At 62.4% G+C, this 25,748-nt stretch carries 24 protein-coding genes; 3 read left to right on the top strand and 21 right to left on the bottom strand.

The window, feature by feature from the left end; genetic code table 11:
- Positions 1–79: 79 nt before the first annotated feature.
- The 8 genes from A7X77_RS27865 to A7X77_RS27830 are packed head-to-tail and all read right to left on the bottom strand — an operon-like array spanning position 80 to position 7,590.
- Positions 80–433, bottom strand: a complete 354-nt coding sequence (locus A7X77_RS27865) for a cupin domain-containing protein (RefSeq protein ID WP_064686076.1) — start codon at positions 431–433, stop codon at positions 80–82.
- Positions 426–1,094: a cysteine hydrolase family protein gene (locus A7X77_RS27860; protein WP_064686075.1), complete on the bottom strand. Its 669-nt coding sequence runs from the start codon at positions 1,092–1,094 to the stop codon at positions 426–428. The genes A7X77_RS27865 and A7X77_RS27860 overlap by 8 nt, the downstream gene beginning before the upstream one ends.
- On the bottom strand, positions 1,094–2,644 hold the full coding sequence (locus A7X77_RS27855) for an ABC transporter ATP-binding protein (RefSeq protein WP_064686074.1): 1,551 nt from the start codon (positions 2,642–2,644) through the stop codon (positions 1,094–1,096). Before A7X77_RS27855 ends, A7X77_RS27860 begins: the two co-directional genes overlap by 1 nt.
- Positions 2,641–3,342, bottom strand: a complete 702-nt coding sequence (biuH, locus tag A7X77_RS27850; protein ID WP_064686073.1) for a biuret amidohydrolase — start codon at positions 3,340–3,342, stop codon at positions 2,641–2,643. The genes A7X77_RS27855 and biuH overlap by 4 nt, the downstream gene beginning before the upstream one ends.
- A gap of 12 nt (positions 3,343–3,354) precedes the next feature.
- Complete coding sequence (locus tag A7X77_RS27845) at positions 3,355–4,371, bottom strand: formamidase (protein ID WP_064686072.1); 1,017 nt, start codon at positions 4,369–4,371, stop codon at positions 3,355–3,357.
- Between the two features lie 18 nt (positions 4,372–4,389).
- Complete coding sequence (locus A7X77_RS27840) at positions 4,390–5,316, bottom strand: ABC transporter permease (RefSeq protein WP_064686071.1); 927 nt, start codon at positions 5,314–5,316, stop codon at positions 4,390–4,392.
- On the bottom strand, positions 5,316–6,443 hold the full coding sequence (locus tag A7X77_RS27835; protein ID WP_064686070.1) for an ABC transporter permease: 1,128 nt from the start codon (positions 6,441–6,443) through the stop codon (positions 5,316–5,318). Before A7X77_RS27835 ends, A7X77_RS27840 begins: the two co-directional genes overlap by 1 nt.
- 19 nt (positions 6,444–6,462) lie before the next feature.
- Positions 6,463–7,590, bottom strand: coding sequence for a BMP family ABC transporter substrate-binding protein (locus tag A7X77_RS27830; protein ID WP_064686069.1), 1,128 nt, complete (start codon positions 7,588–7,590; stop codon positions 6,463–6,465).
- 311 nt (positions 7,591–7,901) lie between these two features.
- Between A7X77_RS27830 and A7X77_RS27825 the strand changes: the two genes are divergently transcribed.
- Positions 7,902–8,618 carry a GntR family transcriptional regulator gene (locus tag A7X77_RS27825; protein ID WP_064686068.1) on the top strand — a complete coding sequence of 239 codons (717 nt, stop codon included), beginning with the start codon at positions 7,902–7,904 and terminating at the stop codon, positions 8,616–8,618.
- A gap of 54 nt (positions 8,619–8,672) precedes the next feature.
- Positions 8,673–9,062, top strand: a complete 390-nt coding sequence (locus tag A7X77_RS27820; RefSeq protein WP_039623491.1) for a RidA family protein — start codon at positions 8,673–8,675, stop codon at positions 9,060–9,062.
- A 22-nt stretch (positions 9,063–9,084) separates the two neighbouring features.
- On the opposite strand, the gene A7X77_RS27815 is transcribed toward A7X77_RS27820, so the two are convergent.
- The 6 genes from A7X77_RS27815 to A7X77_RS27790 all read right to left on the bottom strand — a co-directional run bounded on the left by A7X77_RS27815 (position 9,085) and on the right by A7X77_RS27790 (position 15,135).
- Positions 9,085–9,666: an NAD(P)H-dependent oxidoreductase gene (locus tag A7X77_RS27815; RefSeq protein WP_064686067.1), complete on the bottom strand. Its 582-nt coding sequence runs from the start codon at positions 9,664–9,666 to the stop codon at positions 9,085–9,087.
- The gene (locus tag A7X77_RS27810; protein WP_064686066.1) at positions 9,663–11,072 is read right to left on the bottom strand and encodes an FAD-binding oxidoreductase; all 1,410 of its coding nucleotides are present in this window, start codon (positions 11,070–11,072) and stop codon (positions 9,663–9,665) included. Before A7X77_RS27810 ends, A7X77_RS27815 begins: the two co-directional genes overlap by 4 nt.
- Position 11,073: 1 nt before the next feature.
- On the bottom strand, positions 11,074–12,387 hold the full coding sequence (locus tag A7X77_RS27805) for a cytosine deaminase (protein WP_064686065.1): 1,314 nt from the start codon (positions 12,385–12,387) through the stop codon (positions 11,074–11,076).
- Positions 12,387–13,223: an ABC transporter permease gene (locus A7X77_RS27800; protein WP_064686064.1), complete on the bottom strand. Its 837-nt coding sequence runs from the start codon at positions 13,221–13,223 to the stop codon at positions 12,387–12,389. The genes A7X77_RS27805 and A7X77_RS27800 overlap by 1 nt, the downstream gene beginning before the upstream one ends.
- A complete protein-coding gene (locus tag A7X77_RS27795; RefSeq protein WP_064686063.1) occupies positions 13,220–14,047 on the bottom strand; it encodes an ABC transporter ATP-binding protein in 828 nt (275 codons plus the stop codon). The genes A7X77_RS27800 and A7X77_RS27795 overlap by 4 nt, the downstream gene beginning before the upstream one ends.
- Positions 14,048–14,118: 71 nt before the next feature.
- Entirely contained in the window at positions 14,119–15,135 is a 1,017-nt protein-coding gene (locus tag A7X77_RS27790) for an ABC transporter substrate-binding protein (protein WP_064686092.1), read from the bottom strand.
- 181 nt (positions 15,136–15,316) lie between these two features.
- Between A7X77_RS27790 and A7X77_RS27785 the strand changes: the two genes are divergently transcribed.
- A complete protein-coding gene (locus tag A7X77_RS27785; RefSeq protein WP_064686062.1) occupies positions 15,317–16,267 on the top strand; it encodes a LysR family transcriptional regulator in 951 nt (316 codons plus the stop codon).
- A 19-nt stretch (positions 16,268–16,286) separates the two neighbouring features.
- Here the strand turns inward: A7X77_RS27785 and A7X77_RS27780 are convergent, their stop codons facing one another.
- From A7X77_RS27780 to A7X77_RS27750, 7 genes are all read right to left on the bottom strand, one after another.
- The gene (locus A7X77_RS27780; RefSeq protein ID WP_064686061.1) at positions 16,287–17,084 is read right to left on the bottom strand and encodes a creatininase family protein; all 798 of its coding nucleotides are present in this window, start codon (positions 17,082–17,084) and stop codon (positions 16,287–16,289) included.
- 185 nt (positions 17,085–17,269) lie between these two features.
- Positions 17,270–19,081: an allophanate hydrolase gene (gene atzF, locus A7X77_RS27775; RefSeq protein WP_064686060.1), complete on the bottom strand. Its 1,812-nt coding sequence runs from the start codon at positions 19,079–19,081 to the stop codon at positions 17,270–17,272.
- Positions 19,081–22,620, bottom strand: a complete 3,540-nt coding sequence (gene uca / locus A7X77_RS27770) for an urea carboxylase (protein WP_064686059.1) — start codon at positions 22,618–22,620, stop codon at positions 19,081–19,083. Before uca ends, atzF begins: the two co-directional genes overlap by 1 nt.
- Before the next feature lie 2 nt (positions 22,621–22,622).
- Positions 22,623–23,273, bottom strand: coding sequence for an urea amidolyase associated protein UAAP2 (locus A7X77_RS27765; RefSeq protein WP_064686058.1), 651 nt, complete (start codon positions 23,271–23,273; stop codon positions 22,623–22,625).
- Between the two features lie 10 nt (positions 23,274–23,283).
- On the bottom strand, positions 23,284–24,105 hold the full coding sequence (locus A7X77_RS27760) for an urea amidolyase associated protein UAAP1 (protein ID WP_064686057.1): 822 nt from the start codon (positions 24,103–24,105) through the stop codon (positions 23,284–23,286).
- Positions 24,102–24,926 carry an ABC transporter ATP-binding protein gene (locus A7X77_RS27755; RefSeq protein WP_064686056.1) on the bottom strand — a complete coding sequence of 275 codons (825 nt, stop codon included), beginning with the start codon at positions 24,924–24,926 and terminating at the stop codon, positions 24,102–24,104. The genes A7X77_RS27760 and A7X77_RS27755 overlap by 4 nt, the downstream gene beginning before the upstream one ends.
- Entirely contained in the window at positions 24,923–25,741 is an 819-nt protein-coding gene (locus tag A7X77_RS27750) for an ABC transporter permease (RefSeq protein ID WP_064686055.1), read from the bottom strand. The genes A7X77_RS27755 and A7X77_RS27750 overlap by 4 nt, the downstream gene beginning before the upstream one ends.
- Positions 25,742–25,748 lie beyond the last annotated feature (7 nt).

The raw sequence follows: 25,748 nt of genomic DNA, 5'->3' as shown, positions 1-25,748 counted from the left end.
GGGCCATGCCAACAATCGCGGTCGGCCATCGCGATAGACCGGCGCAGCGAGGCGATGTCGAAGGCTGGCATCGTCGATCTTACGCTACTTCTTCTTCCAGTATTTTCACCGGCCGATCCCATTGGATGAGCACGACACAGCCGGTATCGCTCCAGACCGAATGTTCGGTGCCGGGCGCGTTGACGATATAGCTGCCGCTGATGTAATCGCCGGCCTCGTCTGATTGTACGCCGTCGAGAACGAGAATGGTTTCCAGTCCTTCATGCCGGTGGCGCGGAACGCTGGCGCCGGCCTCGTATTTCAGGAGCGCCACGCCCGGATGGTCGTCCTCGAAGGGGCGGATCCAATGGATGGTCACCTGATTGCGGAAGGGGCCGAACTCCAGTTCCTTCCAGCCGCCTGAGGTCAGAAGTTCGCGGGTCGTTTCAGGCATGGGCGATGCTCTCCAGGATATCGTCGACATGGGCGGTCCAGCCGACGATCGCGCCCTGGGCGCGGATCATGGCGATGGCAGCGGCCTTGAACTCGGGAAAATAGCTTTCCGTCGCCTCCTCGGCGAGCAGGCACTCATAACCCCGGTCGTTCGCCTCGCGCATTGTCGTCTGGACGCAGACCTCGGTGGTCACGCCGGCAAAGACCAGTTGCTTGATGCCCTTATGCTGCAGCACCTCTCCGAGTCCGGTGGCATAGAAGGCGCCCTTGCCGGGCTTTTCGATGACCACTTCGCCGTCGACCGGAGCAAGCTCCGGGAGGATCGCCGTTCCCGGCTCGCCCGCTACGAGGATGCGGCCCATGGGGCCTTCGTCTCCGATCCTGAGCACGGGATTGCCCCGGTTGCGTTTCGCCGGGGGCAGATCCGAAAGGTCGGGCCGGTGGCATTCCATCGTATGGATGACCGGCAGACCGGCATAGCGGAAGCCCTGAATGAGGCGTTTGACATCGGGCACGATCCTGCTGATGCGGCTGACATCGTTGCCGAGGCTTGCGCCGAAGCCGCCGGGCTCGGCGAAATCGCGCTGCATATCGATGACGATAAGGGCGAGCTGATCGTGCTTCACCGGGAAAGCGAAGGGTTCTGCCTTGATCTCGCCCATCAATGATGCCCCGCCATGTGAGCGCCGATCACGGCGATATCGGCCGCACGCGCCGGTGTCTCGTAAACCAGCCTGCCGTCGGAAATGACCATGATGCGGTCGGACATCTCGAGCAGTTCGTCGAGGTCTTCGGACAGCAGCAGCACGGCCGTGCCGGCATTACGGGCCTGCATGATGCGGGCCCGGATTTCGGCGACAGCCGAGAAGTCGAGGCCGAAACAGGGATTCGAGACGATCAGCAGGTCCACCTCGCCGGTCAGTTCGCGGGCAAGCACGGCGCGCTGCACGTTGCCGCCTGAAAGGGCTGCGATCGGCGAGGACGAGGAAGCGGCCTTCACCTTGAAGTCCGAAATCAGTGCCGCCGCCCGCTTTTTCATCTTGCTCTTGTTCAGCCAGATCGCATCCTTGCCGTCCGCCTTCAGGTCGAAGGTCCGGAAGGCGAGATTTTCACTGACCGTCATGCTCGGGGCGCAGGCGTTCTGCAGCGGCTCCTCGGGGATGAAGCGGACATTGTTCCTGCGGGTCTCGTGGCGCGTCGCGCCATAGGTCTTGCCATTGACGCTCACGCGGCCGCTGTCGGCCGGCCGCTGGCCGGCGAGAATTTCCGTCAGCTCTTTCTGGCCGTTGCCCGAAATGCCGGCAATGCCGACGATCTCGCCGGAGCGGACCATGAGATTGTCGATCGTAATGGTCTTGAGGCCAGAGCGGTCCGGCGCCTGGACCTGCTCCACTGCAAGGACGGGCCTGGCGTTTTTGGAGACAGGAACGCGGCTGTCGAGTGCGGCAAGCTTCACGTCGCCGATCATCATCGCGGCCATCTCCGATGTCGAGAGGTCGCCGACCTTGCCGGTGCCGACCAGCCGGCCGCGCCGCAGGACCGAGACTGCATCGGCGAACTTCGTCACCTCGTGGAACTTGTGCGAAATCATCAGCACGGTCAGTTCGGCGCGCCCGGTCATTCCCCTGATGAGACCGAGCATCTCATCGGCTTCGGCAGGCGTCAGAACCGAGGTCGGTTCGTCGAGAACGAGAAAGGAGCGGCCGAGATAGAGCTGCTTGACGATCTCCAGCTTCTGCTTCTCGCCGGCGGCTAGCTCGCTCACCGGCCGTTCCAGCGGGATCCTGAACGGCATGCGCTCCATGAAGGCGGCAAGGTCCTTCCGCTCCTTGACCCAGTTGATGATGGCGGGCACTTCTGCACGGCTGATGACGAGGTTTTCCGCGCCAGTCAGGGACGGGACGAGCGTGAAGTGCTGATAGACCATGCCGAGGCCATAGAGGGCGGCGTCCTTGGGTGAGGCGATGGCCACTTCGTGGCCGTCGACGGAAAGCGCGCCCGACGTGGCGTGGTAGAAGCCCATGATGCATTTGACGAGGGTCGATTTGCCGGCGCCGTTTTCGCCGAGCAGAGCATGGAAGCTGCCGGCGGGCACCTTGATCGAGACATGGTCGAGTGCCGTGAAGCTGCCAAAGCGCATCGTCATGTCAAGCGTATCGATGCCGACGGCCCTGCCGGCCTGTGGGAGAGGCGTGTCGCGGACCGTGCTCATGGCAGCTGGCTCACAAGCGTTTGCGAATTGGAGACGGAGCCGAAGACGCCGCCCTGCATCTTCACCATCTTGATGGCGGCGAGATGGTTGCCGTAGTCGGTCGCGCCGCAGCAATCTTCCAGCAGCAGGCATTCGAAGCCGCGGTCATTGGCCTCGCGCATCGTGGTGGATACGCAGACATCGGTGGTGATGCCGGTCAGGATGATATTTGCAATGCGCTTCTGGTTGAGGATCAGCTCAAGGTCGGTGGCGCAGAAGGAGCCCTTGCCCGGCTTGTCGATGATTGTCTCGCCTTCGATCGGATAGAGTTCGGGGATGATGTCCCATCCGGGTTCGCCGCGGGTCAGGATACGCCCGCAAGGCCCCGGATCACCGATCCCTGCGCCGATCCGCTGCGAGCGCCATCGTTTGTTGGCCGGCAGGTCGGCAAGATCGGGCCGATGGCCCTCGCGGGTGTGGATGATGTGATAGCCCTTGGCGCGCATGGCGGCCAGCACGCGTTTGATCGGCTCGATCGGCGCCTGGACGAGCGACAGGTCATAGCCCATGTGATCGACATAGCCGCCCTTGCCGCAGAAATCCGTCTGCATGTCGATGATGATGAGGGCGGTGTTGTCAGGCCTCAGATCGCCGTTATAAGGCCAGGCATAGGGGTCGGCGTCGATATAATGTCCTTTGGTTTCGACCATGGCGTCCATCGTCTTCTTCTCCTATTCACCCGCGAGCTTGAATGTTTCACCGTAGCGCCGCGTCGGCTTCTCAAAGCCACAGGACGTACCGTCCGTGACCTTCACCCGATCCTCCCAGGGAAGGTGGTATTTGCCAGCGACGAGGTCGTGCATGTAGGTATAGGGTGCGTCACCCGCGCCGCCGGAGACAGCGACATAGCCGCGATGACCGAATTGGTAGATATTGTTTTCGACGCCCCAGCCGAGGCGTGCTTCGCGCACCAGATCGGGACGGACTTCGGCGGTGATGATCTCGTTGACGCGCCCAGAGGCGCCGTGAGCGATGATCGTGCCGTCGAAATTGCAGACCATGCCTTCGCCCATGGAATCGAAGGTGCCGTCCGAGCCGCACATGCAGACGCTCGCCGTAACCATGAGATTGCAGAAGGCATTCGACTGATTGGTGAATTTCCAGCTTTCGCGAATCGGCGCGGTGTAACCGGCCGTGCGGATCATGATTTCCGCACCTTTGTAGGCGCATTCGCGTGCCATCTCCGGGAACATACCGTCATGGCAGATGATGAGCGCGAGCTTTGCGCCCTTCGGCCCGTCGATGACCGGAATACCGACATTGCCAGGCTCCCATGGTTCGACCGGCACCCATGGGTGCATTTTGCGATAATAAAGCTTCAGCTCGCCCTTATCGTCGATGACGATCCCGGAATTGTAGGGCATGCCCTCAGGGTTCAGCTCCATGATCGAGAAGCAGCCCCATATCGCGTTCCCCTTGCAAGCCTTCTTGAAGGCTGCGACCTCCGGCCCGTCGAGCGTGCACATGATCGCGGGATTGATATCCATCGACAGGCCGTGAAGGGCGTATTCAGGGAAAACAACCAGATCCATGCCGGGCTGGTTGCGTCGCGCTTTACCGACGAGGTCGACGATCACCTGTGTCTGGCGGGCGAGATCTTCTCTCGTGACGGTAACGGGGAGCTGCAATTGGACGAGGCCGATGCCGACGCCATGTTCCGATTTGTTCAATCCGCCGAGACCGTTCATGGCTTGGCTCCTTTCATGCTACTTTGTCAGCGAAAGCGCTCCGGGCGCACTGGTGAGCGAACGTGTCGGCGAAGAGGTCGCGATCATGATGACCAGCGTCAGCACGTAAGGGGCGGCATAGAAGAGATAATAACCTTCGCTCACCCCAACCGATTGCAGCGCCGGTCCGAGCGCCCCGGCGCCGCCGAAGAGCAGGGCGGCAAGGAAGCAGCCGATGGGATTCCATCGGGCGAAGATGACGAGGGCCACGGCCATCAGACCCTGACCGGAGGAGATCCCCTCGTTCCAGGAGCCGGGATAATAGAGCGAGAGATAGGCGCCGCCGATTGCCGCCAGCGAGCCGCCGACGGCGGTGGCGAGCAGTCGCACGCGATCCGGATTAATGCCCATGGCCCGCGCTGCGTCCGTGCTGTCGCCGACGACGCGCAGGACGAGACCGACGCGAGTATTCTTGAACGCCCACCAGAGAAGGAAGGCGAGGGCGGCTCCGAGGAGGAACAGCACGTTGATGTTTAACGCCGCCTGGATCTGCGGCAGACTGGACCAGAAGCCGAGCGGAATTGCCGGCAGGTGCGGCGCCGCCGGCTGGATGAAGGGCTTGCCGAGGAAGAAGGCGAGCCCTAGGCCGAACTGCATCATGGCGATGCCGATCGCGATATCGTTGACCTTCGGCCATTTGCAGATCCAGCCGTGGACGAGGCCGAAGACCGCGCCTGTCGCCATGGCCGCGAGCACGCCGAGCCAGGGGGAATTGCTCATGACGGCGACGGCATAGGCCGTCATTGCGCCGAAGACGAGCGTGCCTTCGAGACCGAGATTGATACGGCCGGAGCGCTCGGTGATCGTCTCGCCCAGGCTGACGAAGATGAAGGGGGTGGACACACGGATGGCGCCTGCGAGAATGGCGAGGGGCACCCCCCAGAAGCCGATGCCTGTCTCTTCCATCAGGGTCTCCTCTTCCAGAGGTCGGGATTGAAGATCTTGAAGCGGCCGTAGAAGGTCTCGCAGAACAGGATGACGAGGAAGAGCATGCCTTGCAGCACCAGCACCGTGGCATCAGGCAGCCCCATGCGGCGCTGGATCAGGCCGCCGGAGGCCTCGATGCCGCCGAGCAGGATGGCGACGGGGACGATCGCCAGCGGATTGTGTCTGGCCAGGAAGGCGACGAGGATGCCGGTATAGCCGTAGCCGGCGGCAAGGGAGGCGTTGGCGCTGCCTTGGACGGCGGCGACCTCGATCATGCCGGCAAGTCCGGCGAAGCTGCCAGCGATCGCCGTGAAGCCGGCAATCAGCCTGCCCACGGGCAAGCCTTGAATCTGGGCCGCGCGCACATTGCCGCCGGCAATACGGGCGGCAAAGCCGTAGCTCGTCACTTCGATCAGGATCCAGGAGAGAATGCAGGCGACAGTGCCGATGACAAGGCCCCAATGCACGTCCATGCCGGGGAGGTTGCCGAGCATGTACTCTGCCGGCAGCGGTTTGGTCGACGGCTTGTTGAGGCTTGCAGGATCGCGCAGCGGCCCTTCGACGAACTGATTCATCAAGGCGATGGCGATATAGGAGAGCAGCAACGACGAGATGGTCTCGTTGACGCCGCGGTAGTGGCGCAGAAAACCGGCAAGGCCGATCCAGATGCCGCCGACCACCATGGCGGCAATTCCCATGAGAACGAGCGTCAGCAAGACCGGCGCCGAACTCGCGAGGGGCATGGCCATGGCCGCGGCGGCAACGCCGCCCAGCACGACCGCGCCTTCCCCGCCGATGATGACGAGACCGAGGCGGGCGGGCAGGGCGACGCAGAGTGCCGTCAGGAGAAGGGGTGCGGCACGGCTTAAGCTGTTCTGCACCGAAAACCAGCTGCCGAAGCCGCCGGTATACATGAGCTGGAAAAGCACTGCCGGCGATTTACCAATCGCCAGGATGAACAGGGAGAAGAGCGCAAGACCGATCAGGATGGCGGCAAAGCCGATGACAAGAGGTTCGGCTTTTCGCGCGATCCATTCGAGGATGGGGCGCAGCGAAGCCGGGTTTTCGGCGATGGATATTGCGGGATCATTGGCCTTGACGGTCATGGCGCTTCCCCCTCGCGGTTTACGCCGTGGATCCGACGACACCCTCGAGCAGATAGTTCATGCTTTCGAGCTCGATCGCATCTTCGGCGTAGCTCTTGTCGGCGGTCACGACCGTGCCGCCCTTGTTGTCTTTGAGCGGTCCCTTGAAGACCGAGAAGCCGCCTTTCATCATCTCGGCATGGGTAGAATCGAAGGCCTTGCGCCCGGCTTCGGAAACGCCGGGGCCGAGTGCACTCATCTTGACGAAGCCGTCCTTCAGGCCGCCGCGAACGAAGTTGCCGAGCTTTTCGCCGGCCTGCGCCTTTTTGACGAAGTCGCTGTAGACGTTGCCCCAGGCCCATTCGGCGCCGGTCAGGTACTTCTCGGGCGCGAGCGGGCTCTGGTTGGCATGATAGCCGCAGACGAAGGCGCCACGGCCGGCCGCCGTCTCGACAACGACCTTCGGGCTGTCGACATGGCAGGTGATGACATCGGCACCTTGGTCGACCAATGCGTTGGTGGCTTCGGCTTCCTTGACGGCGAGCGACCATTCGCCGGTGAAGATCACCTGGCAGGTAATGGTCGGATCGACGGTGCGTGCGCCGAGCAGGAAGGCATTGATGTTCTGCAGCACCTGCGGGATCGGCTTGGCGGCGACGAAGCCGATCTTCTTGCTTTTCGTCGCATGGCCGGCCGCGATGCCGTTTAGATACTGGCCCTGGAAGATGTAACCGAAGTAAGAGCCGGTATTGGCCGGGTGCTTGCCCTTCTGCCAGAGGCCGCCGCAATGGCGGAACTGGGTATCGGAATATTTGGCGGCCATCGCCAGCATATGCGGATCGAAATAGCCGAAGGAGGTCGGGAAAAGCAGAGCCGCACCATCGAGGTTGATCATCGATTCCATCGTCTTCTGGACGTCGACCGTCTCCGGCACGTTCTCTTCCTCGACGAGGGTGACGCCGGGCAGCGCCTTGATGGCGGCCGCACCCTCGGCATGGGCCTGGTTGTAGCCATAGTCGTCCTTCGGGCCGACATAGATGAAGCCCACGGTAAGGGCGCTCTGGGCAAGGACGCGCGAGGAAAGCAGGCCGGGCGCGGCGCCGGCAAGGGCAGCGGCAGCAGAGGCCTGAAGAAAATTGCGGCGGTTCATGGAAAGGAGTTTGGTCATTGGAATGCTCCCCTTATGGCGTTCTGCCGGTTCATTGGATACGGGAAAGTGTATGCAATGGACGTGCCAGATATTAAGGGGTTGATTTTACGATGGTAATTTCGAAGCCGTTTGACGGATGTCGCAAGTGTATGCAATTTGACGGACTCACAGTATAAAATTTATGCAAAGCCTATAAAGCTGGCGAAAATTCCACACTATATAGAAAGTTAACTTGTTTTCGGTTGCGGATTAACATCATTTTGCAAATGAAAACAGTGCATTGTTTCCATATTTGACTTTGTGTCGTGGGCAATGCATGTGTATGCAGCATGACCAACGACCAGAGTGACCCATCGAAGCAGATCCGGCGCCGGGAGATCATCCGGGCAGGAACGACCGTCGAGCAGATGGTGCGGGCAATCGCCGACATGATCGTGACCGGGCAGATGCTGCCGGGTGACAAGCTCGACGAAATTTCGCTGGCAGCCCGGTTCGATGTGTCGCGCACCCCTGTGCGCGAGGCGCTCCGGGAACTCGGAGCGATGGGGCTTGTCGAGCGCGAGCCGAACCGCAGCGCCGTCGTCACCAATGTGACGGAAACCTATCTGCATTCGATGTTCGAGGCGATGGCGGAGCTCGAGGGCATTTGCGCTCGGCTTTCTGCCGAGCGGATGACGATCGAGGAGCGGCGCCTGTTGGAAATCGAGCACCGCGCCTCCGCCCGGCTCGTGCGTCAGGGCGCCGACGAAGAGTATGCTGCCTATAATACCGAATTTCATAGCCGGCTCTATCGCGGCGCGCACAATGAGCACATCTATGAGCTGGTAACGCAGAGCAGGGCCCGGCTTGCGCCTTTTCGCCGCGCGCAGTTCCGGCTGTCTGGCCGGCTGGCGAAATCCTATGACGAGCACGACGTGATCGTGACGGCGATCATGCGCGCGGACGGCGCGGCCGCCGCGCGCGCGGCCTATGCCCATGTGGAGATCGTCAGCGACGCCAGCGCCGTCTTTGCGGCCGCTGCCGAGCGGAAAGAGCGAGGCGCTTGACGTCGGAGAGGGTTTGGCCGAGGAGTTGAAGGAAATCGCGCTATGGAAATGCCGGTGAAGAAGATTTTCAATCCGCCGTCCGTCCGCCGTCCATTTGGAAATTACAATCACGGGCTGCTGGTGCCGCCGGGCGCGTCGCTTCTCGTCGTTTCAGGCCAGCTCGGCATCGGTCTCGACGAGAAGGTGCCGGAAGATATCGGCAAGCAGGCCGAGCTCTGTTTCGAGGCGATCAAGGCCATTCTTGCCGATGCGGAGATGAGTTTTGCGGATGTCATCCGCATTTCGGCATTCGTGACGAAACGCGAGGATTTTCCGGCCTATATGGCGGTGCGCGATCGCTACACGCTCGATCCGAAGCCGGTCTCTACATTGATCATCGTCGGCGGGTTCACCCGGCCGGAATTCCTCGTAGAAGTCGAGGTCACCGCCGCCAAAGTATTGTGACGTCTGCTGGGGGCGACCCGTTTCAGAACCGTTCCATCGATGTCTGCACCTTTTCCAGAAACCGCGCCCGCGTTTCAGGTGTGCAATTGTTCATGTCGTAATGAGCAAGGAAGGTAACCGGCCGCAGCGGATTGATCTGCGCCCTCAGCACGCGCTTGACGATCCTCTTCGGCGGGTTGCCGGCCACGAAGGCGCGGAATGGGGTTGCTCCGTAGGTCAGCACGGCGGCGAGCTTGGTGATATGGCGCAACCGCGATTCCACCTTGCCGTCGACAAGTTCGAAAGAGACGCCCGGAAGCCAGACGCGATCGAAATAGCCTTTGAGGATTGCCGGGAAACCGAAGTTCCAGACAGGCGTCACCAGTACCAGTCCTTCAGCCTGCTTCAGCCGATCGACATAGGGCTTCACCAGTGCGGAATTGCCGGGATAGTCGTGATAGGCGAGCCGGTCGTTGCGTGACAGCACGGGATCGAATTTCTCGGCATAGAGATCGCAGCCATCCACCTCGTGACCGGCTTTGCGAAGGCTTTCCAGCGTCTGTTTGTAAAGCGCCTTGCCGTAGCTTTCCTCGACCGGATGCGAGTGAAGGACGAGAACTCTCATGAGGCCTCCATGACGCTCGCAAGCCCTGGGAAGAGATAGTTCTTGCCGGCATCGAAATCGAAATCGGGGTTCTCCCAGGCAATCATCTTGCCGGGATTGAGGAGCCCCCTCGGGTCGGTCTCGTGCTTGAAGGCGAGTTGCACCTTGTCGGTGCGTTTCATGCCGCCTTCCTCGAGCGTGTAGCGGTGCGGGTTGAAGATCGGGCAGCCGTGATCCTGATGGATCCTGATGATCTCCTCGAGGCGTTCCTCCGAGGTATAACGCACCAGCGGCAGGCCGGAGCACTGGATCTGCCCGTCGAACCTGATGAATTCGAGATGGCCCGGCACTTCGTCCCCGAAGATCTCGACCATCTTGGCGACCTTGGCCACGTGATCCGGCCCCGGATATTGAACCTGCAGATAGGTGAAGTTGGGGTCGACCTTCAGGGCGCGCAGCGTCGTGTGGTTCCAGGCAAGCTCATAGGCATGCGGAATGCCCTTCATGCTTTCGACCGTGTCGGAGCGGAAGACGACCTCGCCCTTATGCGCGGCGGAGAAGGCCAGGAAAGCATCCATTGAATGCGGCGCGATCATCAGCACCACGACCGACTGTCCCTTGCGGATATAGGGTTTGTGGCGCGTGAAATAATCGTGCGGTATCGGTGCGGCGATCGGCGCGATCTCCTTGACGAGGATGCCGTTGCATTTGGCGAGCGCATCCGAGAAGCGCACGGCGGCCATGAAGTCGTCGTAACCGACGAGCACGTCGACCCAGTCATAGGCAGGCGCCAGCGGCATTTCGATTTCGGTGATGATGCCGTTGGTGCCATAGGCATGGCTGACCTTCTGCAGGTCCCAGCCGGTGAGGTCGAGCACACGCGGTTCGGCTTCCATGGTGACGACGCGCAGGCGCAGAATATTGCCGAGATCGCGCAGGCCTCCCCAGGTGATCGAGCCGACGCCGCCGGAGCCACCGGCGATGAAGCCGCCAACGGTCGCCATCTGCGCGGTCGAAGGGTGGAAGCGCAGCTCCTGGCCGGAATGGGTCTTGGTCTGCTTGTCGAGCTGAGCGATGATGATGCCCGGCTCGCAGATCACCCGGCCGGGATGGATTTCCTTGATCCTGTTCATGGCCGCAAGGTTCAGCACAATGCCGCCGGAGAGCGGCATCGCCTGGCCGTAATTGCCGGTGCCGCCGCCGCGGGGCGTGACCGGCACGCCATGGGCGAAAGCAACCTTCAGCGTGCGGATGACCTCTTCCTCATTCTTCGGCGTGACCACCAAATCGGCCGTCACATTGTCGAGCTGCGCCTTCAGGATTGGCGAATACCAATAGAAATCCCGGCTCTTCTGGCGCACCAGCGCCGGATTGTCTTCGACGGCGATGCCTTCGAGTTCCTTTTTGATCGTCTGATAATCGGTCATGTCAGGCTCCAACGACGCTGTCGAGTTCACGATAGTCCGGCAGGCTGCGGTCGATCACCTTGCCGCGGCGAAGCACGACGCGGTCTGACTGCGGACGGGAAAGAAATTCGCTCCAGCGCCGGGCGCTGAAGAGCACGAGATCGGCCGGGGCTCCGACGGCGATGCGGCCCATATCCGGCCGGCCGAGAATATCGGCGGGCGAAGTGGTGACGATGCGCGCGGCCGTATCCAATGGATGATCGAGATGGAGGATGCGCACGGCCTCGCGGAACACCTCGACCGGATCCAGGTCGCCGTAGGCGTAGAAGGGGTCGCGGGTATTGTCGGAGGCGACCGCGGTTGCCACGCCGGCCGCGGCCAGTTCCTTGAAAAGGGTAATGCCGCGCCAGCGCGGTGTGCGGCCGGGGTAGCGGTCCTGCAGATACATGTTGCACATGGGCAGCGAGACGATGGAAATGCCAGCCTTTGCGACGATCTCGACCGTGCGCTTCGCCGTCTCCTCGTCTTGCCGGGCGAGAGAGCAACAGTGGCCGGCCGTTACCTGGCCTTCGAACCGGTTGCGCAGCACGGCCTCGGCAATCGCCTTCAAGGTCTCGGCAGCGGGATCGTCGGTCTCGTCGACGTGGAGGTCGACATCGAAGCCGTTGTCGGCGGCAGTCCTGAAAAGCATGTCGAGCTGGCAGTCGAGATCGGCGGTCATCCGGGTGACGCCGCCGATCAGTCCGCCCTTTTCGCGCACGACAGCAACCAGGTCGGCGAAAAAACCCGCATCCGCCATATTTTCCATCGGGAAGAGGGCCACCGCCTGCAGCGCGATCCGGTCCTTCCATGCCTCGCGCATCTCGGCAAAAACCTCGAAGGAAATGCGGTGCTGCGGCGCCAGCGAATCGAGATGCGTGCGGATCAGGCTGGTGCCGTGCGCATAGGCCGAGCGCAGCGAAAATTCCATGCGTTTCCAGACATCTGCCGCTGACCAGTTCGCTTCGCGGTCGGTGCGCACGGCCTCCAGCGCACCCATGAAAGTGCCGTCCGCATTGGCGTTGCGCGGCCAGATATGCCCCTTGTCGAGGTGCGTGTGCATGTCGGCGAAACACGGCCAGACCATGCCCTCCTTCAGGTCGGATCTCGCGAATTCCGCCTGCGTTTCGCCCGCCGGCAGCAGTGCGGAGATGACACCATTGGTGATGACGATATCGGCCTTGACCAGACCTTCGATGGCAGGCGCGTCAAATCCTACGGTGGTGGCGGCAGGAAGCGTCGCATTGCACAGTGCGAAGCGGCCGGCATTGGGCGGGGAGATGAAGGGATAGGTCATCAGCTTTCCCGTTTCAGGCTGCTCTCGTGCCAGCGATGCAGGGCAAGCCAGGAAATGAACGAGGTGACGGCAAAGATCGCGACGCCGAGAAGCGAAAGCATCAGCAGCGCGGCGAAGAGGCGGGGGATGTTGAGCCGGTACTGGGCTTCGAGGAGCCGGAAGGCGAGCCCGGAACCCGCACCCGCCGATCCCGCCGCAAATTCCGCGACGACGGCGGCAATCAGCGCAAGGCCGCCGCCGATCCGCAGGCCTGTCATGAAATAGGGCTGGGCGGCGGGCAGCTTGAGATAGAGCAGTGTCTGCCAGCGGGAGGCGCCGTAGAGTTCGAAGAGGTTTATGAGATTGTGGTCGACACTTTTCAGCCCCTGGACCATGTTCGACAGGATCGGAAAGAAGGCGACGAGGAAGGCGCAGATCAGCAGCGCCACCTGCGTCGAGGGCGCATAGATCAGGATCAGCGGCGAGATCGCGACGATCGGCGTCACCTGCAGGATGACGGCGAGCGGATAGAAGGCGAGTTCGATCCAACGCGACTGCACGAGGAAGATCGCAAAGCCGACGCCGCCGACAAGTGCCAGCATCAGCGACAGGAAGGTGATTTTGGTGGTGACCCAGAAGGCAGGGACAAGCGTGGCCCAGTCGGTCACGAAGGCGTTCCCCACAGCCGCCGGACCCGGCAGGATATAAGGCGGCACGCCTGACAGCTTCACATAGGCGTACCAGATCAGAATGAGGAGGGCGATGACGAGCAGTGGAACGGCGATGCGCAATGCGAGATCGCGGCGCCTGGCGCTGGAGGCATCCGCATGGGGCGATGCGTCGGTCTCGTCACTCATCGATGATCTCCAGCCGAATTGATTGCGCCGATGAGCGAATGGGAGACCGTCTCGCAGGCCTTCCTGTATTCTTCGGAGCTGCGGTAATAGGCGTCGCGCTCCAGGCTGGTCGTTAGCGGCAGGTCGGCGTGGACCCGGCCGGGCCTTGCCTTCATCACCACGATGCGGTTCGAGAGATAGGCCGACTCGAAAACGGAATGGGTGACGAAGATGACGGTGATGCCGGTCGTCTTCCAGAGCCGCAGCACGTCGTCGTTCAGCTTCTGGCGGGTGATTTCGTCGAGTGCTGCGAAGGGCTCGTCCATCAGCAGAAGCTTCGGTTTCGTCACCAGCGCGCGGGCGATCGAAACCCGCATCCTCATGCCGCCGGAGAGTTCGCGCGGATAGGCCTTGGCGAAATCCTGCAGACCGACCGTGGTCAGTACATCCATGATTCGGTCGGAGGCGGCGGCTTTCGAAACACCCCTCAGCCTCAGCGGTAGGTGGACATTGTCGAATACGTTCTTCCAGGGCATGAGCGTCGGTTCCTGGAAGACGAAGCCGATATCACCTTCCGGCAGGCCTTTCGAATTGATGCGCGAACTCGGCCAGTCGATCGCCCCCGATGTCACGTCGCCAAGGCCCGCGATGATGCGCAGCGCCGTCGACTTGCCGCAGCCGGAAGGGCCGAGGAGGCTGACGAATTCGCCGCTTTCGACGGTGAGCGACATGTCCGAAAGTGCGACGGTTCCGCTGGAAAAAACCTTTGAAACCGAGCGCATGACGACCAATGGCCGCTTGCGCGTCTCTTGTGGGGATACGGCCTGGGCTTCTGCTAGCGGCATTGCCTGTCTCGTTCATGCGGGGAGATGCAATCCGCCGCAGCCGCGGCGGATCATCGGGGGTTGCGGCCAGCCTACTTCTTCATCGCCATGCCGGTGCTCTTGCAGACGAATTTCGTCGTGAACGCCTTGGTGTAATCCGTCTCCGGCTTGAAGACCTTGATCGCGACCATCTCGTCGAAGAACGCCTTGTAATGTGCATCGGTGATGCAGCCGATGCCTTTGTCCAGGCTGTCGCCGGACTCGATGATGCCGTATTCCTTCATCTTGGCGATCGAATAGGCGATCTGGCCATCCGTCATTTCAGGATTGTCCTTCTTGATCAGCTCGTTCGCCTTGCTGTTGTCGCCGTAGAGATAGTTGTACCAGCCTTCGATGGAGGCATCGACGAAGCGCTGAACCACATCAGGCTTGCTGTCGATCATCGTCTGCGTCGTGGTGATCATCGTCGAATAGGGAGAGTAGCCGTTGTCGGCGAGCAGGAAGACCTTCGGTTCGAAGCCGGCCTGCTTCTCAATCTCATAGGGCTCCGAGGTGAGGTAGCCTTGTTGCGCGGAGTCCTTGTCCGCGAGGAACGGAGCCGGGCTGAAATTGTAAGGCTTGTATTGCTCGTCATTGAAGCCTTTGAAATTCGCCTTCATCCATTCGAAATAGGTGAGGTAGCCGTCCTTGCTGAGAAACAGCGTCTTCAGCTTGGCGAGGTCTTCGAATTTCTCGATGCCGGCGTCCGGGTGCGCGATCAGCACCTGCGGATCCTTCTGGAAGATCGCCGCGACATCGACGAGCGGAATGCCTTGTTCGACGGCCGAAATCTCGCCCTGCGGGCCGCCCATGTAGAAGTCGATCTTGCCGGAGATCAAAAGCGCGCTGTTTGCCGCGTTCGGGCCGCCCTGCACGATGGTGACGTCGAGGCCGTGTTTGGCATAGGTGCCGTCGGCGACCGCCTGGTAAAATCCACCGTGTTCGGCCTGGGCCAGCCAGTTCGTGCCGTAACTCACCTTGTCGGCCGCATGGGCGGAGGCCATGGCGGCAAGCGCGCCGCCAAGACCGGCAAGTGCGGAAAGGCCCCAGTTCTTCAGTGCATCAGCCATGATCAGCGTTCCCCTTCTGAGCGCGGAACGCCCATCGCGACGTTCCATTTTCCTCATAGGAGCGGTTGCGTTGCTCTTTGAAAAGCATCAAATTTCGTGCGCAATGATGCCTTTTCGGCATCTCACGGAAAGCCTGTGCCTAATTTGTGCGTCTGCTTTATTCTTATGCAACGAGGTTGCGATGCTGCATTCCAGAAAGCTTATCTACATCAATGAGATCGCCCGCACGGGCTCGATCCGCAAGGCGGCGGCGCGGCTGAACGTGGCGTCGTCGGCGATCAACCGGCAAATTCTTGCGCTGGAGGAGGAGATGCGCGCGCCGCTCTTTGAGCGTTTGCCGCGCGGTTTGCGGCTGACGGCCGCCGGCGAACTCTGCATCGAACATATTCGCGAGGTGCTGAAGAATTACGAGCGGCTGGAGGGGCGCATCCGTAGCCTGAAGATGCAGCAGGCCGGCAAGGTCCGCATCGTAACCACGGTTGGCCTGGCTGCCGGTCCACTGCCTGACATCATTGCCCGGTTCCAGTCGGAGCATCCGCGTGTCTTCATGCAATTGCGCAACGACGCCGGAACGATGACGGTCAACCCGGTGATCTCAGGCGAGGTGGATATCGGCCTTGGCTTCAATATTCCGGCAACGCCCGGCATCCGCACGCTCGGCAATTTCGACATCCCGATCGGCGTGGTTTTGCCGCCAGGCCATCATCTGATCGGGTCAGGTCCGATCAACCTGGCGGATATCGTCCAGGAGCGCCTGGTGCTGGCGCAGCAAGGCACCAGCCTGCGAGATGTGATCAATCTGGCGCTCGCCCGCCTCGACGTGCATGTCGAGCCGGTGCTCGAAACCAATGCCTCGGAGATGCTGAAGAAGCTGGTCAAGTCGGGGGCGGGGCTGACAATTCTCAATCCGCTCGACGTCATCACCGAATGCCGCCAGGGCGAGCTGGTCTTCCGGCCGATCGCGGAGCCGCATGCCCGCCACCAGCCGATGAAGCTTTTTGCCCGCGCCCGCGCCCCGCTCGATTCCGCGACCAGCCTGTTCGTCGAATACCTCCTGGCCGAACTGGCCGGCCTGGTGGAGGAATTGCAGGCCAAAGGCCACATCGCGGCGGAAAAACCCGCAGCAATCTGAGCCGCGCGCGATAGAAACCCTATCTCGAATAGAGATTGGAAAGCGGGTAGCGCTTCAGGTCATGGAGCAGTTCGATGAACCCTTGGACCTGGTGGCGGCAGATTGCTTCGCCCTTTTCGGCTGTGCCGAGCGACGCGTCGCCGACAACGCCATTGAGATTGAGATCGTGGGCGATCCAGGCGAGCGAATGTGGCGGCAGCGGCTGAATATATTTCGATTGCCCGCGCATCCACTCCGCCTTCGAGGTGAAGTTCTCTGCCTTGTCCATTCGCACCAGGTCAGGCCGGAAATGGAGCATGAGCGACGTTTCCACCTCGCCGCCGTGGATGCCGTATTTCAGCTCGTGTTCGCTGATCACCCCCTCCGGGTGTCCAAAGCGGCCCCATTGCGTGGAGACGACGGCCATCTGGTGACGCACGCGTAGTTCGCGCGCGACGATGTTCATGATATCGGCGTTGCCGCCATGCGAATTGACGATCACTAGCTTGCGGATGCCGGCTTCGGCCACCTTGGCGCCGATCGCCGTCCAGACCGGAATCAGCAGATCCGCACCGAGTGACAGCGTTCCCGGTCCATAGACATGCTCATTCGCCTTGCCGATCTCCTGCGTCGGCAGAACAAGGAAGTCGAGCTCGGCAGGCTTCTGCTTTCGAAGCTCCGCCAGCATGCCGTTGGCAATCGCAACATCGGTCGCGATCGGCAGGTGCGGACCGTGCTGTTCCGTAGAGGCGATCGGAAGGATGGCAATGGTCGTGTCGGGCGAAAGGCCGGCGAAATCGTCGGTATTGAGTTCGTTCCAGTAGAATGGCATCGCCATCGCCGCCCCTCTCGTTGCTTTCAAGCAGTGAGTAGGGAAAATTATTGCGCGCGAAAAGCATCAATTTGCGCCCGGACCGATGCCTTTTTGAGACTTACCCGCTGAGATAGCGCAGGTCCTGGCAACGAAACCTCTTAGAAGGAGCTGCGCTGCCTTGGACAGAAATCTTCGCATCCTCTCTCCCTTTATGCCACCGGACTGGTTGAGCGAACATAGTTGCGCCAGCCGCCGAATTCGGTGATCTCCCGGGCACCCGTGACCGCATGTGCCTCGCACAAGAATCCCGTGATGCAACTCGCGTCATCGAGCGTGATCTTGCCGACGCCAAGCGGCGCCGGAATGTTCTGGACAAAAAGGGCGAATGCGGCCGGTGGCAGCGCCCAGACCTCGATCTCCACGCCATCGCCGGCAAAGCCCGGATCGCGTACCAGGCCGGGCTTGGGTGGGATCGTGCCGTTGAGGGCGAAGAGGCGGTAGCTGCCGTCCGTTCGTCCTGTTCTCAACCTGTATCCGCCCGTTCGCGTCAGTTCGTGGTTCAGCGGCATATCCGTCAGATGGGCACCGACGACGACGATCGGGACGAAGTCGTCAGCGGGGGGTAAGACGCGACTTGCCTCCGGCAGCGCGATGTTGCGGTCCTTGCCCATTCCGGCCTCCGCGGCGCGATGCAGGGCGTCGGCAAAGGGCGCCAGCGCGTCGTCGGTGAAGGCGGGTCCTACCAGCATCACGCCTGCGGGCAGATGACCGTTTGCGTCAAAGCCGGCGGGAATGGCGATCGCCGCGCAATCGAGCAGATTGGCGAAATTGGTATAGCGGCCGAAATGGCTGTTCTTGACAATCGGGTCCGCCCGCATTTCGTCGACGCTATAGGTGGTGGGGGATGTCGGCAGCATCAGGAAATCCACCTTGGCCCATTCGGCTCTTGTTTTCTGCCGCAATGCTTCCAGCTTGTAGCGGCCCTCGAAGGCGTCGACGGCATCATAGGCCTTTGCCCCTTCGATGATGGCCCGCACCGTCGGGTCGAAGTCGCCGCCATTCGTTGCCAGGAATTCCTTGACCGCCGCCAGCCGTTCGGCGACCCAGGGGCCGTTGTAGAGCAGTTCGGCCGCCTGCCGGAAAGGGGCGTAGTCGAAGGGCACGATCACCGCACCCAGCGACCGCGCCCTTTCGATTGCCGCGTCATAGAGGGCCTCAACGTTTTTGTTGCCGTAGAACTCCCGTTCCGCACCGTCGAGGACGCCGATGCGCGAGCGTGTCGACGGCAGGCTTGCGGGCACGGCTTGCCGTGAAAACGGATCGCGGGCGTCGTAGCCCTCCATGATCCGGCGGATGGCAATGCCGTCGCCGACCGTCGCCGCGAAGACGGTGACGACGTCGACGCTACGGCAGGCAGGCACTACGCCGACATTGGGCACCAGCCCCGGCGTCGGCTTGATGCCGACGAGATTGTTGAAAGCGGCCGGCACGCGGCCCGAACCGGCCGTGTCGGTTCCGAGCGAAAAGCTTGCCAGACCGGCCGCCACGGCAACGGCTGAACCCGAACTGGAGCCGCCAGAGACATGGTTGCGGTCAAACACCGAACGCGGCGCGCCATGCGGCGAGCGCGTGCCGTTCAGCCCCGTTGCGAACTGGTCGAGATTGGTCTTGCCGATCACGATGGCGCCGGCAGCCCGCAAACGCGCGACCGTCGTCGCATCCGCCTGCGGATGATAGGCGAAAGCCGGGCAGGCGGCGGTCGTTGGCAGGCCGGCCACGTCGATATTGTCCTTGACGGCGAAGGGAATGCCCCAGAGCGGCAGGCTGTTCGGTTCGGGCGCCCGGGCCACCAGCTCGCGGGCGGCGGCGCGCAATTCCTCCTCGGGCGTCATGGCGATGAAGATGGCCGGATCGTCGGACGCACCGCATCTTGCGATGATCTCTTCCACCAGCTCGAGCGGGGACAGGCCCGCCGCATAGGCGGACCGCAGCGAGGTTAGATCAAGAATGGCGGGGAGCATCAGATTTCCTCCAGAACGACCAGCACATCGCCGGCTTTGACATTGCGACCAGGACCGGCGCGCAGATCACGGACGCGGCCGCCGGCATGGGCGGTTACGTTGATTTCCATCTTCATGGATTCGATGATGGCCAATGTGTCGCCGGCGGCCACCGGCTGCCCCTCTTCGACGAGGATCTTCCAGACGTTGCCCGGCACGGCGCTTTCGACGCCGAAGCAACCCTGCGGTATTTCGCCGGCAAGGCTGGCGCCGGCGCTTTCATCGACGGTGAAGCTGTCGAGGCCGAGTTCCTTCCAGTGTTGCCGCTCCGTTTCGAAGGCCGCCTGCTGCTTCGATTTGAACGCGCCGATGGCGGCTGCGTCGCGGGCAAGCCCGGACTCATAGGCGCCATAGGAGAACTCGCTTTCCTCTATCCTGACCGGATATCCTCCATGCGGAAAGGCAGCGCGGGCTTCGGTCAGCTCTTCGTGGCTGACGGGGAAGAAGCGGATCTGATCGAAGAAGTCGAGCAGCCACGGCTTGTCCTTGGCAAATACCGGCGTCTGCCTCCATGTGTTCCAGACCTGGATGGTGCGGCCGAAAAGCTGGTAACCGCCAGGGCCTTCCATGCCGTAGATGCACATGTAGGCCCCGCCGATGCCGACGGCATTTTCGGGCGTCCAGGTGCGGGCCGGATTGTACTTCGTCGTCACCAGCCGATGGCGCGGATCGACCGGGGTCGCGACCGGTGCGCCGAGATAGACGTCTCCGAGGCCGAGGACGAGATAGCTGGCATCGAAGACGATATCGCGCACCGCCTGTTCATCAGGCAGGCCGTTGATGCGGCGGATGAACTCGATGTTATCAGGGCACCAGGGCGCGTTCGGCCGCACGAGTTCCTGATATTTGCGCATGGCGAGCGCGGCATCCGGATCATTCCAGGAAAGCGGCAGATGGACGATGCGGCTCGGCACCCTGACATCCTGCGCGGCCGGCAGGCCCGCCTCGATCTCTGCCAGCAGGCCGAGCAGGCGCTTGCGGATCAGTGTCGTGCCGTCATAGTGGATCTGCAGCGAACGCATGCCGGGCGTCAGATCGATGATCCCGGGCAGTCGTGCCTGCGATACGGCTTGCATCAGCAGGTGCACCCTGAGCCGCAGGGCGATGTCGAGCGTCATAGGTCCATATTCGACGAGCAGATTGTCGTCGCCCTGGCGGCGATAGACAACGGAGACGGGGCCGTCGTCGCGCTTGCCGATGATCGGCGAGCCCGCCTCTTCCTTTGCCCGATGCACGACTGGGCCGGCAATCGGATCTTCTGGCCGCGCGGCGGGATGAAAGCGGATACGGTCGCCAGGCTTGAACTGTCCCATCTTCCATTGCTCGTCGCGGGCGATCACCGCCGGGCAGACGAAGCCGCCGAGGCTCGGCCCGTCAGGCCCGAGGATGATCGGCATGTCGCCCGTGAAGTCGATCGCGCCGATCGCGTACGCATTGTCATGCAGGTTTGAGGGATGAAGGCCAGCCTCGCCGCCATCGCTGCGCGCCCAATTCGGCGCGGGGCCGATCAGGCGCACCCCGGTGCGGGCGCTGTTGAAATGCACCTCGTAGCTCGTCGAAAACAGCGTTTCGATATCGCCGTCCTGAAAGAAATCGGGCGACCCGTGCGGACCGTAGACCACACCGACATCCCATTCGCGCGTCAGTTCCGCCGGCTCCGTCGCCGGCATCGGCGGCTCGGCCGCGACCTTGCGGGCAAGATGCAGAACGTGGCCGGTCTTCAGCGTGCCGGTGGCGTTGCCGCCGAATTGGCCCAGGCCAAAGGTGGCGCGGGAGCCGAGGACGACGGGAGCGGCAAAACCGCCTGCGACGGCGAGGTATGCGCGCTGCCCCGGTCCATCAATGCTGCCGATTGAGAGGATCTGAGCGGCGCGGATCATCACGGCCACGTCATGCGGCAGTGTCTCGCCGTCGACGCTCATCGCCATTCTCGCGCCGGCAAGCGCGACCACCGTATCGGTATGGAACTTCAGCACCGGGCCGGATACCGTCAGCTCCAGTGCTGCGACCGTGTCGCCGTTGCCGACAAGGCGGTTGGCGTGGCGGAAGGAGCGCTCGTCCATCGGGCCGCTTGGCGGCACCCCCACATGCCAGAGGCCAAGCCGGCCCGGCAGTTCCTGGATGCTTGATTGGGCGCCGGGCGCGATCACCTCGATGACGTCGGGCACGAAGGAAAAATCGCGCAGCGCCGTCGTCGCCACCTTGCCACTGGCGAGGAGTTCGGAGCCGGCAATGGCGCTGAGATAATCGAGGTTGGTCTCGATGCCGGATATCGATGTTTCGGCAAGCGCCTTCTGCAGCTTTTCGATCGCCGCCGGGCGATTTTCGGCGGAGACAATCAGCTTGGCGAGCATCGGGTCGTAGAAAGGCGTCACCTCGGTGCCGGTTTCGATCCAGCCGTCGATGCGTGCATCCTGGGAGAAGGCGACCTCCGTCAGCAAGCCGGCGCTCGGACGGAAGTCGGCATGCGGCATCTCGGCATAGACGCGCACTTCGATGGCCGCACCTTTCGGCGCCAGTGTTTTGGCGCCGGAGAGCACGTCTTCACCCGCGGCCTGGCGGATCATCCATTCAACGAGGTCGATGCCGAACACCGCTTCCGTAACGGGATGCTCCACCTGAAGGCGGGTGTTGACCTCCAGGAAATAGAATTCCTCGCGCTGGGGATCGTAGATAAATTCGACAGTGCCTGCCGATTCATAGGAAACCGAAACGCCGAGATCGATGGCTGCCTTGTGCAGGCGGCCACGGGTTGCGGTCGAAAGATCGGGGGCAGGGGTTTCCTCGACGACCTTCTGGTTTCGCCGCTGCAGCGAGCAGTCCCGCTCGCCGAGCGCGATGACTTTGCCTCTGCCGTCCCCGAAGATCTGCACCTCGACATGCCGGGCTTCCGCCACAAAGCGCTCTATGTAGACACGCGCGTCGCCGAAGCTTGCGCGCGCCGTACGCTGCACGCTCTCGAACGAAGCCTGCAGGCTTTCCGGATCGGCGCAGAGCTGCATGCCGATGCCACCGCCGCCAGCTGTGCTCTTCAGCATCACCGGGTAGCCGATCGCCTCTGCTGCGGAAAGCGCTTCATCGGCGCTCGACAACAGGCCCGTACCGGGCAGAAGCGGTACCCCGCTCGCCTTGGCGAGTTCCCGGGCCGTATGTTTCAAGCCGAAGGCCGACAGATGCTCCGGCCGAGGACCGATGAAGGCGATGCCTTCGGCGGCAAGCCGCTCGGCAAAACCGATATTTTCGGAGAGGAAGCCATAGCCGGGATGGACTGCTTCCGCTCCCGTCGCCCTGCACGCGGCGATGACGGCATCCACGTTCAGGTAACTTTCGCCGGCCGGCGCCGGACCGAGACGGACGGCTTCATCGGCCATCATCACCGCTTTGGCGAAACGGTCGGCATCGGAATAGACGGCGACCGAGGCAATGCCCATGCGCTGCAGGGTCTTGATGACCCGCACGGCGATTTCGCCGCGGTTCGCGATCAGAACTTTCTTGAACATGATCAGGCCTCGCCATCCCAGATCAGCACCCGGATCGGCGTCGGATCGAAGCCGTTGCAGGGGTTGTTGATCTGCGGGCAATTGGAGATGACGCAGAGCACGTCCATTTCGGCGACGAGCTCGATATAGTCGCCGGGTGCGGAAATGCCGTCGACGATCGTCATCTCGCCGGTCGGCTGGATCGGTACGTTCATGAAGAAGTTGATATTCGGCACGATGTCGCGCTTGCTCATGCCGTGCTTGCTGACCTCGAGGACGAAGTTGTCGCGGCAGGCATGCAGGTATTTCGTGCCGTGGCCGAAGCGCACCGTATTGCTCTCGCAGGAGCAGGCGCCGGCCGATGTGTCGTGGCGGCCGCAGCTGTCGGCCGTCATGGTCAGCATGACGTTGCCTTCGCTCGACATGATCTTCGTGCCGATGCCGACATAGGCGGCACCCTGCATGCGCATCGTGTCCTGGTTGGAATAGCGCTCGGAGAAATCATCGGCACGATAGAACAGCGTGTCGATCGCCTGTTGGCCGTAGCTATCCTCGATGCGGATGATCTGGCCCTTGCGCACGACCCCGGACCACGGCGCCTCGGCTGCGATGAAGTGATCCTGCGCGGCATTTTCCGTGGTGCGGGTAGGCGAGGTCTGGATGAAATCGGACATCGTCTTCTCCTCAGGCCTGCATCAAGGCGTTGTTTTCGAAACCGCGCACCGCTTCGGCAGTTGCCGAGCGGCAAAGATCGTCCGCAGCTGAGGCTGCCGCTTTGTAGCGGGTGATGACAACAGGTTTCGGCTGGTAGATCGGATCCGGATCGAGCGGATGCGGGCAATTGGAAAAGCCGACCAGCATGTCCATCTCCGCACGGAGTTCGACATAATCGCCGCTGTTCGAGCGCTTGCCCTGCCAGCCGAAGCCGCCGGCCTCGGCAAGGCGCACGGGCGCGAAGAGATTGAGGATGCCGGGAATATCGCGACGGGTAAGACCGAGCTTGCCGGCGACGAGGACCAGGTTGTCGCGGGTATTGCGCGTCTTTTCGCCCGGATATTTCGCTGCGTTCGAGGCAGAAGTCGAGCCGCCCATCAGGCAGTCATGGGCACCGGAACTGTCCTCGATCATCGAGAACATCACGCGGCCCATGTCGGAGAAGATCACGCGCCCCTTGCCGAGCGCCGTCGTCCACTGGACCTTGGCGGTATCGACGAGATTGATCCGTTCACTGGTATCGGCGGCGCTCCAGGCGACGAGCGCCACGGTGGAATTGCCCTCCGCCTGATCGATGCGGATCGCCTCGCCGCGCGAGACTTTCGTCGACCAATACCAGCCACCGGGGATGGTTTCCTGGTGGATGACGGCGGCCGCGTCGATGGCCGGCGCCGGCAGGGGGCTGGGGCCGGGCAGCGCCTTGGGGGCGAATTCCAGCCCCTTCTTCTGATGCTCCTCATATCGCGCGCGGTTGGCGGCGATTTCTTCGGGTGAGCGTCCCACATGCATCATTGCATCTCTCCTGACGGTGCCAGGTCGTCCCGGCTGTGCCCCAGGGGAGCGACCGGGCCGTCCCGGTCGGGGCTGAAGATCGATGGCTGGCCGGCAAGGCGTGGCGGCCAGATGGAAATATCCTTGGTGATGGTGGCGCCGTAGCGCTCCCTTTCCTCCGGCCGGTTGCGGCGGCGTTCGAAAGCGACGACGCGGTTCGCAAGCGTGAAGGCTTCGCGCATGTCATGCGTGACCATGACGACGGTCATCTGCGTCTCATGCCAGAGCCGTTTCATCAGCATGTGGATCTCGGCGCGAATGCCCGGATCGAGAGCGCCGAAGGGCTCGTCGAGCAGCAGCACTTTCGGCTTCATGATCAGCGCCTGGGCCAGCGCAAGGCGCTGCTGCATGCCGCCCGAAAGCTGGGCCGGATATTTGCCTTCGGAACCGGCAAGGCCCACCTCGGCGATCAGACGGCGCGCTTCCTCGAGCGCGTTGCGGCGGGCCGCGCCGAAGAGTTTGGCGCTGTAGCGCGCGGCGGAAAATTCCCTGCCGAGCAGCACATTGCCGAGCACGGTCAGATGCGGGAAGACGGAGTAGCGCTGGAAGACGACACCGCGATCCGGCCCCGGCTCCGGCGGCAGCGGCTCGCCGTCGAGCAAGATCTTGCCCTTCGTCGGCTGCTCCTGGCCAAGCAGCATGCGCAGAAACGTCGTCTTGCCGCAGCCGGAGGGGCCAACCAGGGCGACGAAGGCGCGCGAGGCGACGGTGAGCGACACGTCTTCCAGCACGATCTGGTCGCCATATTCCTTCCAGACCCGTTCGATCTTCAGTTCGCTCATGCCTGCTTCTCCAGCTCCGACCAGGGGAAGACGGCGATACGCAAGCGGTCGAGCAGGGCGTTCATGACCACGGCAAGCAGCGTGATCCAGACGACATAGGGGAAGATGATATCCATCGAGAGATAGCGGCGGACGAGGAAGATGCGGTAGCCGAGGCCGGAATCGGACGAGATCGCTTCGGCCGCGATCAGGAACAGCCAGGCAGGGCCAAGCTGCAATCTCAGGCAGGTGATCAGGCGCGGCAGGATCTGCGGCAGCACGATACGCAGGCCGATTTGCCAGGAGGAGCCGCCAAGCGTTTCGGCCTTGACAATCTGTTCGCGGGGCAGCTCAAGCGCCTTCAATGCCAGGTCCCGGATCATCGTCGGTGCAACGCCGATAACAATGAGGGCGATCTTCGAGGTTTCGCCGAGCCCCATGACGATGAAGAGGATCGGCAAAAGCGCGAGCGGCGGCACCATGGAGATCACGGCGGTGAAAGGGGCGAGTAGCGCGCGGAGATACGGCAGCATCCCGATCAGCATGCCGATCAGCAGCGCGATCGCCGTCGAGATGCCGAGGCCGGAGAGTAGCCGGATCAGGCTCGCTCCGGTATCCGACCAGAGCAGATATTCACCCGTGCGCTGGTCGGCGATGAAAGCCAGGCGGTTGATTGCATCGGCGAAGCCCGCGAGGCTTGGTAGAAGCTTGTCATTGGGGTTTTCTGCCAATCGCGCAGCCGAGCCGACGGCATAGGCAAGCGCGACCAGCACGAAGGGCAGCAGCGTCAAGGCAAGCTGCGCGCCCCGGCTTGGCCTCGTGTTGATCCAACGCATGGGAAGT

Source organism: Rhizobium bangladeshense (assembly GCF_001662075.1).
Taxonomy (GTDB): Bacteria; Pseudomonadota; Alphaproteobacteria; order Rhizobiales; family Rhizobiaceae; genus Rhizobium; species Rhizobium bangladeshense_B.
This window is presented reverse-complemented; position numbering and strand designations above follow the sequence as displayed.